The following is a 17,775-nucleotide window of genomic DNA, read 5'->3' as shown; positions in this document are numbered from 1 at the left end:
CTCATCATGTGTCAGTTTTGGCTCAGGCCGACGCCGGAGCGTAGCGGAGGTGGCGGAATGAGCGGCCAGCGAAGCGGCTCGGGCCGCTCATCATGTGTCAGTTTTGGCTCAGGCCGACGCCGGAGCGTAGCGGAGGTGGCGGAATGAGCGGCCAGCGAAGCGGCTCGGGCCGCTCATCATGGACGCGGTGTTGGGTCAGGCCGACGCCGGAGGCGGCGGAATGACCGCGACACTGTCGGTCGCAGCGATCCTCGCCGAGTCGGCGCGCCGGTACCCGCGGCGGACGGCCGTCGTCGACGGGCCCCTCCGCGTGACGTACGCGCAGCTGTGGCGGGAGGCGCTGCAGGTCGCCGGCGCCCTGCGGGACCTCGGGGTGCGCCCCGGCGACCGGGTGGCGCTGCAGTGCCCGAACGTCGTGGACTTCCCGCGCGCCTACTACGGCATCCTCGCCCTCGGTGCCGTCGTCGTGCCGGTGCACCTGCTGCTGACGCCGGTGGAGGTGGCGTACACGCTGAAGGACAGTGGCGCGCGGCTGCTCATCGCGCACCCGGCCGTCGCCGCCGGGGACTTCGGCATCCCGGTCGTGGCGCCTTCGTCGCTGCTGGGTGCCGAACCGCTGCGCTCGTACGTGTCGCGGGACCCCGCCGACCCGGCGGTCGTGCTGTACACCAGCGGCACCACCGGGCAGCCGAAGGGCGCCGTGCTGTCCCACCTGAACCTCGTCATGAACGCGACCGTGAACGTCTTCGACGCCAACGACGCCCGCCCCGGCGACGTGGTGCTCGGCTGCCTGCCGCTGTTCCACACGTTCGGGCAGACCGTCAGCATGAACGGCACCTTCCGCCTCGGCGCCACCCTCGTCATGCTGGCCCGCTTCACCGGGCCGGCCGCGCTGGAGCTCATGGTCGCCGAGGGCGTCGACGTGTTCCACGGTGTGCCGACCATGTACCTGGCGCTGCTCGACGCCGCCGCGGGGCGGGCCGAGCTGCCGCGGCTGCGGCTGTGCGTCTCCGGCGGCGCGTCGCTGCCGGTCGCGGTCCTGGAGCGGTTCAACGAGGCCTTCTCGACGTCGATCTTCGAGGGGTACGGCCTGTCGGAGACCTCACCGACCGCCACCACCAACCAGCCGCACTTCGGCACGCGCGCCGGGACCGTCGGCCACGCGATCTGGGGCGTGGAGGTCCAGGTCGCCGACGCGGCCGTCGACGAGCGGATCGACCTGCTGCCAACCGGTGCGCTCGGCGAGATCGTCGTGCGCGGGCACAACGTCTTCGCCGGCTACCTGGACCGGCCCGCGGACACCGCCCTGGCGGTCGTGGACGGCTGGTTCCGCACCGGCGACCTGGGCACGGTGGACGCCGACGGGTTCGTCACGATCGTCGACCGGAAGAAGGACCTCGTGATCCGGGGCGGGTTCAACGTGTACCCACGGGAGGTCGAGGAGGTCCTGGCGCGCCACCCGGGGGTCGCGCAGGTGGCGGTGATCGGCGTGCCCGACCCGGTGCACGGCGAGGAGATCTGCGCGGTGGTCGTGCCCGGCTCGCCCGCGCCGTCGGGGGACGAGCTCATCGCCTGGTCGAAGGAGCGTCTCGGCCGGCACAAGTACCCGCGCCAGGTCAGGTTCGTGGAGTCGCTGCCGCTCGGTCCGAGCCACAAGGTCCTGAAGCGGGAACTGCGCAAGGCCGTGGTTGCCTCTTCCATTGGTGTTACCGAGGCGTAACACTGGCGGCATGGTTAGTGCATCGACCGTGCAGAAAGTTTCGTTGCGAGGCCGGGACGCCGACCGTGCCGCCATCGCCGCCCTGCTGACCGCCGCGGCCACCGGGCACGGCGGCGCCCTCGTCGTCGCCGGCCCGGCCGGCATCGGCAGGACCGCCCTGCTCGCGGACGCTCCTGACGACACCGCCGTCCCGCTGGCGGTGACCGGCTGCCCCGCGGAGGCGGCGCTGCCCTACGCCGGCCTGCACCGCCTGCTCGCCGGCTGCCCGCCGTCCCACCGGTCACCCCTCGGCGGGCACCTCGGCAGCCCGGCCTGCGCGGCCGCGGACCGGCCGGCCGGGACGGCACAGGACCGTCAGGGTGAGGCGTCGCAGGACCGTCAGGGCGAGGCGACGCCGGACCGGCCGGGAAGGGCGTCGCAGGGCCGGCAGGACGGGGCGTCGGAGCGCCGGCAGATCGGGGCGGCGCAGGGCCGGCAGGGTGGGGCGGCGCCGGACCGGCTCGCCGCGGGGCTCGCCACCCTGGCCGCGCTGCGCGCCCTGGCGGCGAAGGCGCGCGGGCCCGTGGTGTGCCTGGTCGACGACGCCCAGTGGCTGGACCGGCCGTCGCTGGACGCGCTGGCCGTCGCCGCCCGGCGGGTGGCCGGCGACCGGATCGCGTTCCTGTTCGCGCTGCGCGACACCCCCGCGTGCCCGGCCGCCGAGGCCACGCTCGCCGGCCTGCCGGTCCTGCGGCCCGCACCCCTGGACCTGCGCGACAGCCGCGACCTGCTCACCGCCGCCCTCCCCGACCTCGCCGGCGACGTGGCCGGCGTCCTGGCCGGCATGGCGTCCGGCAACCCCCGCGCGCTCACCGAGCTCGCCGCCGCCCTCACCGCCGAGCAGCGCCGGGGCCAGGTCGCCCCGCCCGCTACGCTGCCCCGGGACAGCCCGCTGCGCCGCGAGTACCGCGCAGTGCTCCGCGCCCTGCCCGGCCCCACCCGCCGCGTCCTGCTGCTGGCCGCCACCGCCGCCCTCACCGGCACCCAGGACCCCACCGCCGGCGCACCCACCTGCCTGGTCGCCCCGCTGCTCGCGGCCGGCCACCACCCCGCCGACCTCACCCCCGCCGAAAACGCCGAGCTCATCCACGTCGACGCCGACCGCGTCCACTTCGTGCCGCCGCTGTTCGCCCAGGTCCTCTACGCGGAGGCACCCCTCGCCGACCGCCACGCCGCCCACCACCGCCTCGCCGCCCTGACCCTCACCCCGCCCGCCGCATCAACCCCCGGCGGCCCGCCACCCGCCACCGGTTCGGTCCCGCCACCCGCCACCGGTTCGGTCCCGCCGCCCGCCACTGGTTCGGTCCCGCCGCCCGTCGCCGCGCCTGCCGTTTCGCCTTCCGCCGTTGGTTCGACCGCGACGCCGCCCGCCGCCATGCGCGCCGCTTCGCCTGCTGTCCCAACCCGCAGCGGGCCGCCACCCGCCGCCGCACCGGCCGCGACGCCGCCCGTCGCCGGTTCGGCCGCGACACCACCCGCCGCTTCGCCTGCTATCCCAACCTGCAGCGGGCCGCCACCCGCTGCCACGCCTACCGCTTCCGCGTCCGCCGCGGCGTCGTCCGCGCTCGCCGCCTTGACCGCCGCGTTGCACCGGGCCGCTGTCGCCGACGGGCCTGACGATGCGCTCGCCGGTACACTCGCCGCCGCCGCTGAAGGGGTTCCGCCGGCGCTCGCGGCCACGGCGCTGCGGCATGCGGCGGCGCTCACCAGCGGGGCGGTGCTCGCGGCCGGGCGGACCCTGGCCGCGGCCAGGCTCGCGTGGCGGGGCGGGGAGCCGCACCAGGCGAGGATGCTGCTGCGGTCGGTGTTCGGGCCCGGGGTGCCGGAGCACCTGCACGCGGAGCGGGAGCTGCTGCTCGGCGAGATCGACCTGCGCACCGGGGCGAGCGGCGGGGAGCAGCACACCCTCATCGCCGCGGCGGGGCGGCTCATCGCGCGCGACCGGCCGCGCAGTCTCGGCGCGCTCATGCTGGCAGGGGAGGCGCTGCTGGCGACCGGGCGGCACGACCAGTTCGTCGCGCTCGCCGAGCGGGCGCTGCGGCTGCGAAGGCCCGACGACCCGGTCGGCATCGTGCTGCTCTTCGAGCATCTCACCGGGCTCGCCGCGGTCTTCGCCGGTCAGCCGGCGCGGGCGGGCGAGCCGATGCGCCGGGTCCTGCACCTGGCCGCCGCGGTGGACGACCCGCCGACGCTGGTCCGCGCGGCCGGCGCCGGGATCCTGATCGGCGAGGACCAGCAGGCGTACCGGCTCGCGGTCCGCGCCGCCCGGCTCGCCCGCGGGGCCGGCGACCGGGCCACCGTGCCGCACGCGCTCGACCTCGCCGCGACGGCCGCGTTCGCGCTCGGCGACCTGGACCTCGCCGTGGCGACCGCGACCGAGGGGCAGCGGCTCGCGGCCGCCACCGGGCAGGACACGGTCGCCGACAACTGCCGCGGGATCCTCGCCGTCGTGCTCGGCATGCTCGGCGACGGGCCCGCCAGCCAGGCGTGGGCGCGCCGGTGCCGGGCCAGGGCGGGCGTCGACGTCGACAGCCAGGCCCGGGCGATGTGCGTGTGGGCCGCGGCGCTGCTCGACGTCGCGGAGGGCCGGTACGCCGACGCCGCCGGCCGGCTCTGGGGCGTCATGCGCACCGCGGGCGGCCGCGGGCACCTCGGCGTGCAGATCCCCGCGACGCCGACGCTGATCGAGGCGGTCGCCCGCTGCGGCGACCGGGCACCCGCGCGGGAGATCCTGCGCGCGTACGACGTGTGGGCCTCCAGCACCGCGAACCCCACCTGGCTCGCCCTGTCGGCCCGCTGCCACGCCCTGCTCGCGGACACCGACGACGAGGCCGACGACCGCTTCCGCGAGGCGATCCGGCTGCACCTGGCGGGGGACTCGCCGTTCGCCCGCGCGCGGACCGAGCTGCTCTACGGCGAGGAGCTGCGCCGGCGCCGCCACCCGGCCGCGGCCCGCGAGCACCTGCGCCGCGCGCTGGCGACGTTCGAGCAGTTCGGCGCGGTGCCGTGGGCCCAGCGCACCGCCGCCGAGCTGCGCGCCGCCGGCGACCACGTGGCCGCGGCGGCGCCGGAGGACACCCGGGCGGCGCTCACCGCGCAGCAGGCCCGCATCGCGGAGCTGGTCGCGGGCGGCGCCACCAACCGCGAGGTCGCCGAGGTGCTGTTCCTCAGCCCGCGCACCGTCGACCACCACCTGCGCAACATCTTCACCCGGCTCGGCGTCCGCTCCCGTACCGAGCTCGCCAAGGTCGTCTCGTAGGCCGGTGATTCCGCCGATGCCCGGCGGTGCTGCGGGCGCCAGGATGGGTTGACGGCCCGGGTACGCACATCGACGTGCGTGCCCGGGTTTGCGTTTGCTCAAACTTGACGGCGCGGGGGTCAACCGTGCCGGTCCCCGGCGGGTGTTGCCTTCGAGTGGATGCCGGAGGGGAGCACGGGGTTGGCCGAGGAAGACGGCTTCGAAGAGTTCTATCGGGGGACCCGGCAACGGGTGATGACATTTCTGTACGCGATGACCGGCGACCGGAACGAGGCCCAGGACGCCGCGCAGGAGGCGTACGTCCGGGCGTGGCAACGCTGGTCGACGATCCGCGGCTACGACGACCCGGAGGCGTGGGTCCGCACCGTCGGCTACCGGCTGTGCGTCAGCCGCTGGCGCAAGGCCCGCAACGCGTTGACGGCCCACCGCCGGCACGGCACCGGGCCGGAGACGGAGCCACCGAGCGAGAACACCGTCGCCCTGGTCCGCGCGCTGCGGCAGCTGCCGGCGGCGGACCGCGAGGCGATCGTCCTGCACCACCTGCTGGACCTGACGGTCGCGGACGTGTCCGCCCACACGGGCGTGCCCGCCAACACGATCAAGACGCGGCTCGTCCGCGGTCGCAAAGCGCTCGCCGGGCTGCTCGGCACGGATCTGACGGGGGACTACACCAATGCCTGACCCGATGTTCCAGACCTTGTTCGACGACACCGAGACGGTCCCGTGGGCGCCGACCGGCGTCGTGCGTGACCGCGCCCGCCGGCGGACCCAGCGGGCCCGGGCCGGGGCGCTCGCGGCCGCGACGCTCGCCATCGTCATGGTGCTCGGCGGCGTCGCGGTCGCCGGCCGCGGCCCGGAGAGGCACGTCCAGCCCGGCGTCTCGCCCACCGCCGCACCGTCGGCGGCGCCGTCGCAGCCGGCCCCGACGACGCCGGCCGCGCCGACGGCCGGCGCGTCCTCGACCAGCGCGTCGTCGCAGCCCGCCGTCGAGCCGACGGCGCTCGTCGACAGCCTCTTCCTGCAGCCATCCGACCTCGGCAGCGGCTACCAGTGGTCCGACCCGGAGCACAACGGTGACTGGACCATCGAGTTCCTCTTCTCCGCGGTGCGGTGCGACGGCAGCGGCATGGACGGTCGTACCGACCGGCGGCAGCGGTCGATGCACCGGGGCTCCGGGGAGAACGCCGAGGGCTCCACCCAGTTGGTGGTCAGGTTCGAGCCCGGCGCCGCCGCCCGGTACCTCGACGCGATCCGCACGTTGATCGCGGCGTGCAAGCCCCCCAGCGGCAAGTCGATCAAGATCGTCGCGCAGCGCTTCGCCGGCCAGGACGCGCTGCGGGTCGAGACGAAGACCGACGCCGAGTCCCCGGCCGGCACGTTGATGGTCGTCCGGCAGGGCGAACTGGTGTCACAGTTCACCGTAAAGGCCGCCAACAAGGATCAGGCGACGGCACTGGCCCGCCGTGCCGCCGAGCGCATGTGCGGCGGCACCCCGGTCTGCTGACCCCGCGACCCCGCCCCCGCATCCGGGTGAACCCGGCTTGCGGGGGCGGGTGTGCGTGGCAGGATGCGAGGCATGACCGGTGTCAGAGTGCTGGTGGGAACACGCAAAGGTGCGTTCGTCCTGACCGCGGACGGCGCGCGGCGCGACTGGAAGATCGACGGGCCGCACTTCGGCGGCTGGGAGGTCTACCACGTCAACGGGTCGCCCGCCGACCCCGACCGGCTGTGGGCGTCGCAGTCCGGCGGCTGGTTCGGCCAGCTGATCCAGCGCTCCGACGACGGCGGCGCCACCTGGGAGCCGGTCGGCAACGACTTCAGCTACCAGGGCGAGGTCGGCGACCACCTCTGGTACGACGGCACCCCGCGCCCGTGGGAGTTCAAGCGCGTCTGGCACCTGGAGCCGTCGCGGGACGACCCCGACACGGTCTACGCCGGCGCCGAGGACGCCGCCCTCTTCCGCTCGACCGACGGCGGCCACCAGTGGCAGGAGCTGACGGGCCTGCGCACACACGGGTCCGGCCCGCGCTGGCAGCCCGGCGCCGGCGGCATGTGCCTGCACACGATCATCCTCGACCCGGCGCACCAGGACCGGATCTTCGTGGCGATCTCGGCGGCCGGGGCGTTCCGCTCCGACGACGCCGGCGCGACGTGGCAGCCGATCAACCGCGGTCTCGTGTCGGGGCAGATCCCCGACCCGGACGCCGAGGTGGGGCACTGCGTGCACCGGCTGGCGATGCACCCGTCCCGCCCTGACGTGCTGTTCATGCAGAAGCACTGGGACGTGCTGCGTACCGACGACGCCGGCGGGCAGTGGCGCGAGATCAGCGGCGACCTGCCGACGGACTTCGGCTTCCCGATTGCGGTGCACGCGCACGAGCCCGAGACCGTCTACGTCGTGCCGATCACCAGCGACTCGCAGCACTACGTGCCCGACGGCAGGCTCCGGGTGTACCGCAGCCGCTCCGGCGGCGACGAGTGGCAGCCGCTCGGCGAGGGGTTGCCGCAGGAGCACTGCTACGTCAACGTGCTCCGCGACGCGATGGCCGTCGACACCCTCGACGACTGCGGCGTCTACTTCGGCACGACCGGTGGGCAGGTGTACGTGTCGCCGGATGGCGGTGACAGCTGGTCGGCGATCGTGCGGGACCTTCCGGCGGTGCTGTCGGTGGAGGTGCAGACGCTGCCATGATCCGCGTCGTGCTCCCCGCGCACCTGCGGCAGCTGGCGAAGGTCGACGGCGAGGTGCGGCTGGACCTCGCCGGGGCGGTCACCCAGCGCCTGGTCCTGGACGCGCTGGAGGAGCGCTTTCCGGTGCTGCGCGGCACCATCCGCGACCGGGGCACCGGCCGGCGGCGCGCGTTCGTCCGCCTGTACGGCTGCGAGGAGGACCTCTCCAACGAGTCCCCGGACGCGCCGCTGCCGTCGCGGGTCGCGGACGGCAGCGAACCGCTGCTCATCATCGGCGCGATGGCCGGCGGCTGAGCCCCCGGCGCCGCGACGGGCGCCGAGGGCTCATCGGAAGGGCTTCAGCAGGCGTTGCTGCGGAAGTCCGACACCGCCAGACCCGAGAAGCCGCACGTGTACGGCGTGAACCGGGCGTCCTGGTTGAGCCAGCGCTTGAACCAGGAGACCAGCGCGCGGGACGTCGTCGCGTTCGTCGTCTGCGGGAAGAAGTGGCTCGCCCCGGCCAGCTCGACGTACGTCTTCGGCCCGGCCAGGGTCGAGTAGAACGGCAGCGAGTGGCTGGAGACCGGCGCGACGGTGTCGGACTGGCCACCGACGATCAGGACCGGCTCACTGACGTTGTTCCACGTCTTGTCGCTGTTCCAGGGTGCGAGCGGCACCCCGGCCTTGACCAGCCCGCTGGTGTCGGCGGCGAGCGCCTCCAGCGTGCCGCCGCCACCCATCGAGTGGCCGGCCACGCCACGGCGGCTGCCGTCGACGCGGGACCGCACGGCGGTGGACGAGGAGTTGACGGCCCAGTTCAGCGCGGCGAGGAGCTGGTTGCCGCGGCTGCCGGGCTGGTCGTAGATGGTGTTCGTCTCGATGCCGACGACCACGAAGCCCCACGACGACAGCCGCGGGCCGATCCACGCGAGGCTCGACCAGGTGGCGGTGAACCCGGGCGAGACGGCGATCACCGGGTACTTGCCGGAGGCCGTCGGGTAGTACACCCGCCCGCCGCCGAACCCGGAGACCAGGCTGGAGATGCTCTCGGACGTGGTCGCGAAGCTGCCGTTGCCGGTGATGTTGGCTGCGGTGGGTGCCTGGCCGATCTCGTCAGCGACCGCCGGACTGGCGACCGCCGCGACCCCACCACCCATGAGCGTGAGGACGACGGCCAGCCTGAGCAGGATGGTTCGCAACGCTGCACTCCTCTCGAAACACCTTCGTAACTTCGATGGGTGTCAGTGTGTGCAGCTCCCGGCCCGGTCCGTATCGGCGAAATCACCGGTGTTCGCCGGTGAACCTCCGTTCGGTTACCGTACGGACATGATCACTGCCGGCGCGGGCGTCGACCTGCTCGTCGCCGTGTCCGTCCTCGCCGGCGTGCCCCTGGCCCTGCGCGCCGGCCAGCAGCCCGGGCCCCGCCCCGGCGACGGCCGCGGTCCGGGCTTCTGGCTGGCGCTCACGGTGGCGGCCATCTATCTCAACCAGGCGCTGTTCACGGTGTACGTGCTGCGGGTGCACCACGGCGACCCGGCCTTCATCGCCCGCTACCTGCCGCCCGGCTGGTTCGACCTCGCCGGCGGCGCGGCGATGCGGGCCGTCGCGGCCGCGTTTCCCGCGCCGGAGCTGCTGGAGTTCAGCGTGCTGCGGGTGCAGGCGCTCCTCGAGCTGCCGTTCGTCGTCCTCGCCTACCTGTGCGTGTGCCGGTGGCTCGACCCGGTCCGGGCCCGGGCGCTGACCGCGCCCGCGGTGCTGTGGGCCGCCTGCGTCGCGTACTCCGTGGTGTTCGGGCTCGTCGAGTGGGGGCTGCGCAACCCGTACACGACCGACGACCTCGTGCTGCGGGCCGTGTCCTGCGTCGTGACGGCGGCGCTGCTCGCCCGCCGCCCGCCGCGGCTCACCGGCAGGGCGCCGGCGTCAGGGGTGGAGGTGCTCCTCGCGGTCGGGTCCGCCGCGGCGCTCGGGGTGCTGGTGCTGGTGGTGTACGACACCGCGCTGCTCTACAACCTCGGCCACCTCCCGCGCCTGCTGCCGGTCGCGGCCGTGGCCGGCGGCGTCCTCGCGGTCGCCCGGCTGCTGACCCGCCGGGCCGGGACGCCGCGCGAGCCGGGACCCGGGATCCGGACCGTCTCGGCGGGGTTGGCCTGGTTCGCGGCGCTGTTCTTCGTGCCGGCGCTGCCCATCCGGTACGCCATGGACCTCGGCACCCCGTGGCTCACCGTCGCCGGTGCGTCCGTCGTCGCCGGCGCGGCGGTGGTGGTGACGGTGCGCGAGGTGGTGGACCCGGCCGGCGCCGGACGGTGGCTGGCGCGGATGTCGGTGGCGGTCCTGGCCGGCCTCGTCGCGGCGGGCGCCGCGCTGCTGCCCCCGCCGACCTACCCCGAGGTGCGCATCCTGCTCGCCGCCGCGCTGTTCCTCACCGTGCTGACCGCGGTGTGCGCCGCGACGGACAGGGCCGCCGCACGGGCCGGCTCCCCGCACGACGGCCCCTGAGCCGGCGGGCGTTCACGGCAGGCGACCGCGGGGTGGGTCGGCCGCCCTCGTTGTCCCAGGTCAGGGTCTGACCGGAAGCGCGAGCGGCCGGTCAACGCGGCGTGGTGAGCCTGGCCCGGATCCGTCGCAGCAGCGAGGGCCGCCCGACCGGCGCGGCGGGTGCCACGGGGAACGCGCCCTCGTCGACCCGCACCACCGTCCGGGTGGCCGGCGGGACCGGGGCGGCCGGGCGCGGGCCGGGCGGCGGCGCCTCCGGCGGGTGCACGGTGACACCGTGGAGCCGGCGCAGCCCGTCGCCGAGCTCGACCCGCGTCCAGTCGCCGGGGGCCTGGAGCGAGTGGTCGCCGAGGCGCTGCTCGTACCAGAGCGACACCTCGGCCGGAGGGGACGTCGTCGCGAACCAGGTCGTGGTGATGTGCCCGCCCGTCGCGGCATGCGTGCGCAGCGTGTCGAAGGGCGTCAGCCCCGGGAAGTGCTCCACCGTCGCCAGCCTAGGCGCAAACCCTGTACGGGACGGTCCTGGGCGAGCGCTCCCAGCGCCCGGATCAGATCCGGAAGCGGCCGACGGCGAGCTGGAGGTCGGCGGCGAGGCCGTTGAGCTCGGCGACGGTGGCGTCGACCTCGGTGAGGGTCGAGGTGGTGGTGTCGGCGGCGTCGGCGACGCCGGCGATGTTGCCGGCGATGTTGGCCGCGCCGTGGGCGGCGTCGCCGACGCTGCGGCTCATCTCGCCGGTGGTGGCGGTCTGCTCCTCGACGGCGGAGGCGATCGTGAGCTGGTAGTCGTTGATGCGGGCGATGATCCGGCTGATCTCGCCGATGGCGTCGACGGCGTTGGCGGTGTCGGACTGGATCGCCTCGACGCGGCGGGAGATGTCCTCGGTCGCCCGGGCGGTCTCCTGGGCGAGGTCCTTCACCTCGCTGGCGACGACCGCGAACCCCTTGCCCGCCGCGCCCGCCCGGGCGGCCTCGATGGTGGCGTTCAGGGCGAGGAGGTTCGTCTGCTCGGCGATCGAGGTGATCACCTTGACCACGTTGCCGATCTCGGCCGAGGAGTCGCCGAGCTTGGACACCGTGCGGTTCGTCGACTCGGCCACGCCGACGGCCTCCGAGGCTACCTGTGCGGCGTCGTTGGCGTTCCGCGCGATCTCGCGGATCGAGGCGCCCATCTCCTCGGAGCCGGCGGCGACCGTCTGGACGTTGTGCGACACGGTGCCGGCGTCGCCCGCGACCACGTTCGCGCGCGCCGCCGCGGCCTTGGCGCTGTCGGCGATGCGGGTCGTGACGCTGGTCAGCCGGCCGGTGCTGGCCCCGAGGGTGCCGGCCGCGGCGGCGAGCGTGTGGACGGTGCGCCCGACGCTCTCGTTGGCGCGGTTCATCGCGGCCGCCATCGCCCCGAGCTCGTCGCGGGCGTACACGTCGGCGCGCAGGGTCAGGTCGCCGTCGGCGACGCCGCGCAGGGTGTCGGAGACCGACCGCAGCTGCAGGTTCATGCGGCGCGCGATGCCCAGCACCAGCAGCAGCGCGAGCCCGAGCCCGACGACGAGCGAGCCGATCGTCCAGTTGCGCGCGCTGGTGTAGTCCCTGTGCGCCGCGGCCGCCATCGCGTCGGACTCGGTGGTCTCCTGCTGCTGCAGCTTCGCCAGCGACGCGTTCATCTGCGCCTCGAGGTTCTGCCAGAGCGTGTTCGTGGCGGCCGGGTCCGATGGCACGGTCAGGCCGGGCGCCGGCTGCTTGCGGAAGACGACGACGTCGCGCAGGTTGCTGTAGTCGGTGAACGCCTTCGCGAAGTCGTTGAGGGCGGACTCGCGGGCGGCGGAGCCGGCGAGCCGGGTGCGGTACTTCGCGATCGCCCCCTCGATCATCGCGTCGCCGCCGTCGACCGCCTGCTGCCCGCGCGGGCCGAGCGTCGGGTCGTAGGCCGACCAGGCGAACAGCGACTGCCCCCGGTAGTTCTCGCTGACGCCCTGCCGGATGACGACGAGCTGCTCGACGCTCTCGAGATGCCGCGTCTTCAGCTGGCCGAAACGGTCGTTGAGCCGGGCCATGCTCGTGATCGACAGGACGCCGACACCGATCGCGACGAGCGCCACGAGCGCGATGCCGATCAGGTTCTTCGTCCCGACGGACCGGTCGGCGACCCAGCCGACCAGCGTGCCGCGCCGGACCGTCACCTGGATGGGGGTGCTGTCAGTGGTCATGGGAGGTCCTTGCCGACGACGGGACAAACCGGCCGTACGGTGCATCGGCGTCGCAGTCGCGGTTATGAGGGTTTAGGCCGCGACAGTCTGGGCGAGCGCGGCGGTCACGACGAGCGACTCGATGCCGCGCAGGCACTCCTCCAGCATCGCGGGCGAGACGGCCGCGGTGTCGACCCGCCAGGTGAGGTCCACGGCGTCGGCGGCCGGGTCGACGTGCAGGAAGCAGGTCGCGTCCCACTCGTTGGAGCTCGGCCCCCAGCGCAGCACGCTGCCCTCGAGCGCGGCGGTGACCTCGGCCGGCGAGGGGACCGCGCCCGGCGCCGCGGCGGAGCGGCGGCGGTCGTTGAAGTAGCAGCCGGTGTCGAGGTCCACGCCGCGTTCGGCGCCGACCCGGTCGACGAGCGCCCACAGGTCGCGCGGGTGGTAGTAGGCGTACATCCCGGCGGTCAGCTGGCTCTTGAACGTCCGGGCGATCACCTCCCCGAACGGGGCGCCGCCCGTGTCGATGACGGCGAGCCCGGCCTGGGCGAGGTTGCTGACCGACTCGGCGAAGCCCGGGCGGAAGCGGTTGCTGACCACGATCCGGAACGCGCCGACCGGCTGGCCCGACAGGCGGCCGAGCATCACGGCGTACGCGGCGAGCAGGACCGTGCCGCTGTGCACCTTCGCCCGCTCGGCCACGACGGCGAGGGCGAGGTGCGTCGCGGGTGAGGTGAGCGTCGCCTCGCACCAGCGCTCGGGCCGCGGCGGCAACGGCACCGGGAACCGGCGGGGCTCGATCGTGCGCAGGTGCTTCTCCCAGTAGCGCAGCGACGCCTGGTGCTGCCGCCGCGCGGCGGGGCCCTGCTGGGCCGCGGCGAGCTCCAGGGGCTGGATGCCGGCGACGGGCGCGAGGTGGCGGCCGGTGGCGGGGTCGAGGTTGGCGAGGTCGGCGATGAGCGCCTCGAAGCCGTAGCCGTCGATGACCATGTGGCAGTACAGCGCGACGAACCACAGCGCGTCACCGGTACGGGGATCGGCGACCACCGCCATCCGCACCGGCCAGTCGGTGTACGGGTCCCACGGTGCCGCCTCGTACCGGGCGCGGATCGTCGCGGCGAGGCGCTCGGGGTCGCCGTCGTCGTCGTACACCTCCAGGACGACGGAGCCGGAGGACGACAGCGCCTGTTTCGGCGGCGCCCCGGTCTCGAGGCGGCCGTCGTCGGGGACGAGGCGGGTGCGCAGCGACTGGTGGCGGCTCATGATGAACCTGAGCGTGGCCGCCACCTCGGCGACGGTCGTGCCGGCGGACAGCGCCATCGTGCCGCCGGTCCACTCGGTCGCCTCCACGACCTGCATCGAACGCCAGGCGGCGAACTGCCCCCAGGTAAGTTCCCCGATGCCGCTGCCGTCCCCTTCGAAGGGCACAGTGATCCGATGTGTCACGACAGTCCCCAAAAGATAGCCAGCGGCATCGAGGTCTCGAACAATACTCAGAGAGAGCGGACGGCCTTCATGGCGGTCTCCTTTCAGATAATCGCCCGTCGATCGATAAATGCCGGCGGGCGGTGCCGGGAGCGTAACGGCCAGGCCGCTGGAAGCGGAAGTGCCGGCGGTGCCGATTGCGGGGGTTGTCCGCATTCAGCGCACCCGTTAGGGGTATTGAAAGGGTTGCTTGAGCGGGACAGGTGAATTGATTTCAGTAACTGAACCTAGGTTATCGTCGTCAATTCGTACTGGTCCGGAAATTTCCTACCGACTACGACAAAGGCGCCGCGTCGCTTACTGTCGTGACCATGAAGGCGGGCATGGCGACGATCGGGGACGTGGCACGGCAGGCGGGCGTGTCCCCGAGCACCGTCTCGTACGTCCTGAGCGGCAAGCGGACGATCTCCGAGGAGACCCGCCGCCGGGTGCTCGCCGCGATCGACGTCCTCGGCTACCACCCGCATGCCGGCGCGCGGGCCCTGGCCAGCAACCGCTCCAACGTGATCGCGCTGATCATGCCGCTCTACACGGGGTTGTACGTGCCGGTGCTGATGCAGTTCGTGATCTCGGTCGTGACGGCGGCCCGCCGCCACGACCACGACGTGCTACTGCTCACCCAGGACGAGGGCGTGCAGGGCCTGGAGCGGGTCGCCGCCAGCTCGCTCGCCGACGCGCTCATCGTGATGGACGTCGAGCTGCACGACCGGCGGCTGCCCCGGCTCCGGACGCTCGGCAGGCCGTCGGTGCTCATCGGGTTCCCCGCCGACGCCGACGGGCTCACCTGCATCGACCTGGACTTCGCGGCGGCCGGCGCGGCGTGCGTCGAGCACCTCGCCGACCTCGGCCACGCGTGCGTGGCGCTGGTCGGGTCGCCGCCGGAGGTGTACGAGCGGGAGCTCGGCTTCGCCAGCCGCACCGCCGCCGGGTTCGACGAGGCGCTGCGGCGGCGCGGCCTGCGGGGCACGACCGTCCCGTGCGAGCCGACCCCCGACGCGGTGCTGTCGACGGTGCGCGGCCTGCTGGGCCGCCATCCGGACCTGACCGGGGTGGTGGTGCACAACGAGCCGACCGTGCCGCCGCTGCTGGACGCGTTCGCCGCGCTCGGCCGGCGGGTGCCGCAGGACGTGTCGGTGGTGGCGATCTGCCCCGACGAGGTCGCCGAGCGGGGCAAGCCGCGCCTCACGTCGGTGAGCATCCCGGCGGAGGAGGTGGGCCGGCGGGCGGTCGACCTGCTCATGGCGAAGCTCGACGGCCGCCAGGTCCCCGAGGCGACCCTGCTCCCGCCGGCCCTGACGGTCCGGGACAGCGCCGCCCCGGCCCGTCAGGCCTGAGGCCGCAGGACGGCGGCGCGCCACGCGGCCCGGCCGGGCGAGCCGCGGTTTCCCGGCCCCGCAGCTCGCCCGGCCGGGGAACCGCGCAACGGGTGGCTTGTGAGGTCTCGGTGGGGCCGCCGCGGGTCGTGCCGTCGCGGAACCGGGAAGCGGCGCCGCCGCGGCCGGAACACCCGATCCGGACCGCGGCGGCGCCGCTCCACACCCCCGGAAAGCCGCTAGATGAGCGTGATGGTCAGCCGATCCACGCCGGCGTCCACGGCGACGAGCGCGCCGGCGGGGTCGCGAGTGAGCCGGCCGGCATCGACGACCGCCACCGTGTCGATGCCGGCCAGCTGCACCCGCCAGGGCGCCGGGCTCCCGTTGTCCCGGCGCACCTCGACGGTCGTCCCGGCCCTGCGCACCGCGAAGCTCGCGCCGTCGGTGCCACTGAGCCTGCCCTGCGGCGAGGGGATGTCCACGGTCGTGCCCGCGCCGTCGGGCAGCTCGTGGACCCGCAGGGTGACGCCGTCGGCGTATGGGTAGTCGGGGCGGTCGTCGCGCGCGCCGAGCGGCACGACCGAGCCGGGACGGGCGAGCACGGGCAGGTCACCCATGCCGTACCGGCGCCGGATCCAGCCGGGCCCGCTCAGCACCTCGCCGCTGCGCAGATCGGTCCACCGCCCCGCCGGCAGGTAGAAGCTGACGTCGCCGTCGGCGCTGAACACCGGCGCGACCAGGATCGAGCCGCCCAGCATGTACTGCCGGTCCAGGTGCGCGCAGCCCGGGTCGTCCGGGAACTCGAGCGCCATCGGCCGCAGCACCGGCAGCCCCTCGCGGTGTGCGGTGACGGCCGCCCCGTACAGGTAGGGCATGAGCCGCGCCTTGAGCCGCGTGTAGTCGCGCAGGACGGCGACCGCCTCGTCGCCGAAGTGCCACGGCACCCGGTAGGACTCGTTGCCGTGCAGCCGGCTGTGCGAGGACAGCAGCCCGAACGGGATCCAGCGCATGAAGACGGCCGGATCGGGCGTACCTTCGAAGCCGCCGATGTCGTGGCTCCAGAAGCCGAACCCCGACATCGCCAGGGACAGCCCGCCGCGGAGGCTCTCGGCCATCGACTCGAAGGTCGCGCTGCAGTCGCCGCCCCAGTGGACCGGGAACTGCTGCCCGCCGGCGGTCGCGGACCGGGCGAAGAGCACCGCCTCGCCGTCGCCGCGGCGCTCCCGCAGCACCTCGAAGACGGCCTCGTTGTACAGGTGCGTGTAGTAGTTGTGCATCCGCAGCGGGTCGGCGCCGTCGGACCAGACGACGTCGGTGGGGATGCGCTCGCCGAAGTCGGACTTGAAGCAGTCGACGCCCAGGTCGAGCAGGCCTTGCAGCTTGCCCTGGAACCAGGCACGTGCCGCCGGGTCGGTGAAGTCGACGAGGCCCATCCCGGCCTGCCACTGGTCCCACTGCCACACGTCGCCGTCGCTCTTCTTCACCAGGTACCCCGCCGCCGTCGCCTCGGCGAAGAGCGCGGAGCGCTGCGCGATGTACGGGTTGATCCACACGCAGATCCGCAGCCCCTTCGCCTTGAGCCGGGCCAGCATGCCGGCCGGGTCGGGGAAGGTCACCGGATCCCACTCGAAGTCGCACCAGTGGAACTCGCGCATCCAGAACGTGTCGAAGTGGAAGACCGACAGCGGCAGCCCGCGCCCGGCCATCCCGTCCACGATGGACGTCACGGTCGCCTCGTCGTAGGACGTGGTGAACGACGTGGACAGCCACAGGCCGAACGACCACGCCGGCGGCAGCGCGGGCCGGCCGGTGAGCGCGGTGTACTTGCGCAGCACGTCGCGCGGCGTCGGCCCGTAGATGACGAGGTACGACAGGACCTGCCCGGGGACGCTGAACTGCACCCGCGACACGGCCTCCGACCCGACCTCGAACGACACCGGGCCGGGGTCGTCGACGAACACCCCGTAGCCGGCGCTGGTCAGGTAGAACGGGACGTTCTTGTACGCCTGCTCGCTGCTGGTGCCGCCGTCGGCGTTCCAGACGTCGACGGTCTGGCCGTTCTTGACCAGCGGGCCGAAGCGCTCGCCCAGCCCGTACACCACCTCGCCGACGCCCAGGTTGAGCTGCTCCCGCAGGAAGTGGCAGTCCCCGGTGCGCAGCGCGGCGAGCGCCTTCGGGGCGCTGGTGGTCAGGACGCGCCCCTCGGCGACGAAGTCGAGCCGCCACTGCTCACCCAGCGCGAACCGGGCGCCGAGCGCGCCGGCGGTGAACGTGACCGCGTCGTCGTCGCGGGTCACCTTCGCGTCGGCGGCCGGGTCGGCGTCGATCCGGAACCGCGGCCCCCGCGCCACGCCGCCGGTGTGCCGGCTGACCCGCACCGCGATCACGTCGGGCGCCGGAGTGGTGCACTCGACGGTGAACAGCGGCGTGTTGAGCGTGTCGCCGCGGCCGGTGACCCGCCGGGTCGGCGCGTACACCGACAGGCTGTTCGCGCCGACGACCACGTCCCGGACGTGCACCGGGTAGAGGGGGTGCACCCCGTCGCGCAGCTGCCAGTACCCGTCGCTGAACTTCATGCACGACCCAATCCCTGTCGAAGCGCTTCGACAGGTGACG

Annotated in this window: 13 protein-coding genes; 8 read left to right on the top strand and 5 right to left on the bottom strand. The window is 74.1% G+C overall.

Features of this window, described 5'->3' with window-relative positions:
* The first annotated feature begins 220 nt into the window (after positions 1-220).
* The 6 genes from ACFY3L_RS41635 to ACFY3L_RS41610 all read left to right on the top strand — a co-directional run bounded on the left by ACFY3L_RS41635 (position 221) and on the right by ACFY3L_RS41610 (position 8,003).
* The gene (locus ACFY3L_RS41635; RefSeq protein ID WP_389337771.1) at positions 221-1,720 is read left to right on the top strand and encodes a long-chain fatty acid--CoA ligase; all 1,500 of its coding nucleotides are present in this window, start codon (positions 221-223) and stop codon (positions 1,718-1,720) included.
* A gap of 10 nt (positions 1,721-1,730) precedes the next feature.
* Complete coding sequence (locus tag ACFY3L_RS41630) at positions 1,731-5,018, top strand: AAA family ATPase (protein ID WP_389337768.1); 3,288 nt, start codon at positions 1,731-1,733, stop codon at positions 5,016-5,018.
* 180 nt (positions 5,019-5,198) lie between these two features.
* Complete coding sequence (locus ACFY3L_RS41625; protein WP_389337765.1) at positions 5,199-5,699, top strand: SigE family RNA polymerase sigma factor; 501 nt, start codon at positions 5,199-5,201, stop codon at positions 5,697-5,699.
* A gap of 4 nt (positions 5,700-5,703) precedes the next feature.
* Positions 5,704-6,522 (top strand): hypothetical protein, encoded by an 819-nt coding sequence (locus tag ACFY3L_RS41620; RefSeq protein WP_389337763.1) that lies wholly within the window; start codon positions 5,704-5,706, stop codon positions 6,520-6,522.
* A 72-nt stretch (positions 6,523-6,594) separates the two neighbouring features.
* A complete protein-coding gene (locus tag ACFY3L_RS41615) occupies positions 6,595-7,710 on the top strand; it encodes a WD40/YVTN/BNR-like repeat-containing protein (protein WP_389337760.1) in 1,116 nt (371 codons plus the stop codon).
* Complete coding sequence (locus ACFY3L_RS41610; protein WP_389337757.1) at positions 7,707-8,003, top strand: MoaD/ThiS family protein; 297 nt, start codon at positions 7,707-7,709, stop codon at positions 8,001-8,003. Before ACFY3L_RS41615 ends, ACFY3L_RS41610 begins: the two co-directional genes overlap by 4 nt.
* A gap of 44 nt (positions 8,004-8,047) precedes the next feature.
* On the opposite strand, the gene ACFY3L_RS41605 is transcribed toward ACFY3L_RS41610, so the two are convergent.
* On the bottom strand, positions 8,048-8,887 hold the full coding sequence (locus ACFY3L_RS41605; RefSeq protein WP_389337754.1) for an alpha/beta hydrolase family protein: 840 nt from the start codon (positions 8,885-8,887) through the stop codon (positions 8,048-8,050).
* A 127-nt stretch (positions 8,888-9,014) separates the two neighbouring features.
* On the opposite strand from ACFY3L_RS41605, the gene ACFY3L_RS41600 reads away from it, so the two are divergent.
* Positions 9,015-10,184 carry a hypothetical protein gene (locus ACFY3L_RS41600; protein WP_389337751.1) on the top strand — a complete coding sequence of 390 codons (1,170 nt, stop codon included), beginning with the start codon at positions 9,015-9,017 and terminating at the stop codon, positions 10,182-10,184.
* A 91-nt stretch (positions 10,185-10,275) separates the two neighbouring features.
* Here ACFY3L_RS41600 and ACFY3L_RS41595 read toward each other — a convergent pair whose 3' ends face one another.
* From ACFY3L_RS41595 to ACFY3L_RS41585, 3 genes are all read right to left on the bottom strand, one after another.
* On the bottom strand, positions 10,276-10,665 hold the full coding sequence (locus ACFY3L_RS41595; protein ID WP_389337748.1) for a hypothetical protein: 390 nt from the start codon (positions 10,663-10,665) through the stop codon (positions 10,276-10,278).
* Positions 10,666-10,729: 64 nt separating this feature from the next.
* Complete coding sequence (locus tag ACFY3L_RS41590) at positions 10,730-12,382, bottom strand: methyl-accepting chemotaxis protein (RefSeq protein ID WP_389337745.1); 1,653 nt, start codon at positions 12,380-12,382, stop codon at positions 10,730-10,732.
* Between the two features lie 72 nt (positions 12,383-12,454).
* On the bottom strand, positions 12,455-13,807 hold the full coding sequence (locus ACFY3L_RS41585; protein WP_389337742.1) for a condensation domain-containing protein: 1,353 nt from the start codon (positions 13,805-13,807) through the stop codon (positions 12,455-12,457).
* A gap of 350 nt (positions 13,808-14,157) precedes the next feature.
* Here ACFY3L_RS41585 and ACFY3L_RS41580 point away from each other — a divergent pair, with 350 nt between their 5' ends.
* Positions 14,158-15,180: a LacI family DNA-binding transcriptional regulator gene (locus ACFY3L_RS41580; protein ID WP_389337740.1), complete on the top strand. Its 1,023-nt coding sequence runs from the start codon at positions 14,158-14,160 to the stop codon at positions 15,178-15,180.
* 218 nt (positions 15,181-15,398) lie between these two features.
* Here ACFY3L_RS41580 and yicI read toward each other — a convergent pair whose 3' ends face one another.
* Positions 15,399-17,735 (bottom strand): alpha-xylosidase, encoded by a 2,337-nt coding sequence (gene yicI, locus ACFY3L_RS41575; protein WP_389337737.1) that lies wholly within the window; start codon positions 17,733-17,735, stop codon positions 15,399-15,401.
* Between the last annotated feature and the right edge of the window lie 40 nt (positions 17,736-17,775).

This window comes from Dactylosporangium sp. NPDC000521 (assembly GCF_042898305.1).
GTDB lineage: Bacteria > Actinomycetota > Actinomycetes > Mycobacteriales > Micromonosporaceae > Dactylosporangium.
Note: the sequence above shows the minus strand (reverse complement) of the source record. Positions and strands in the feature narration are given on the sequence as shown.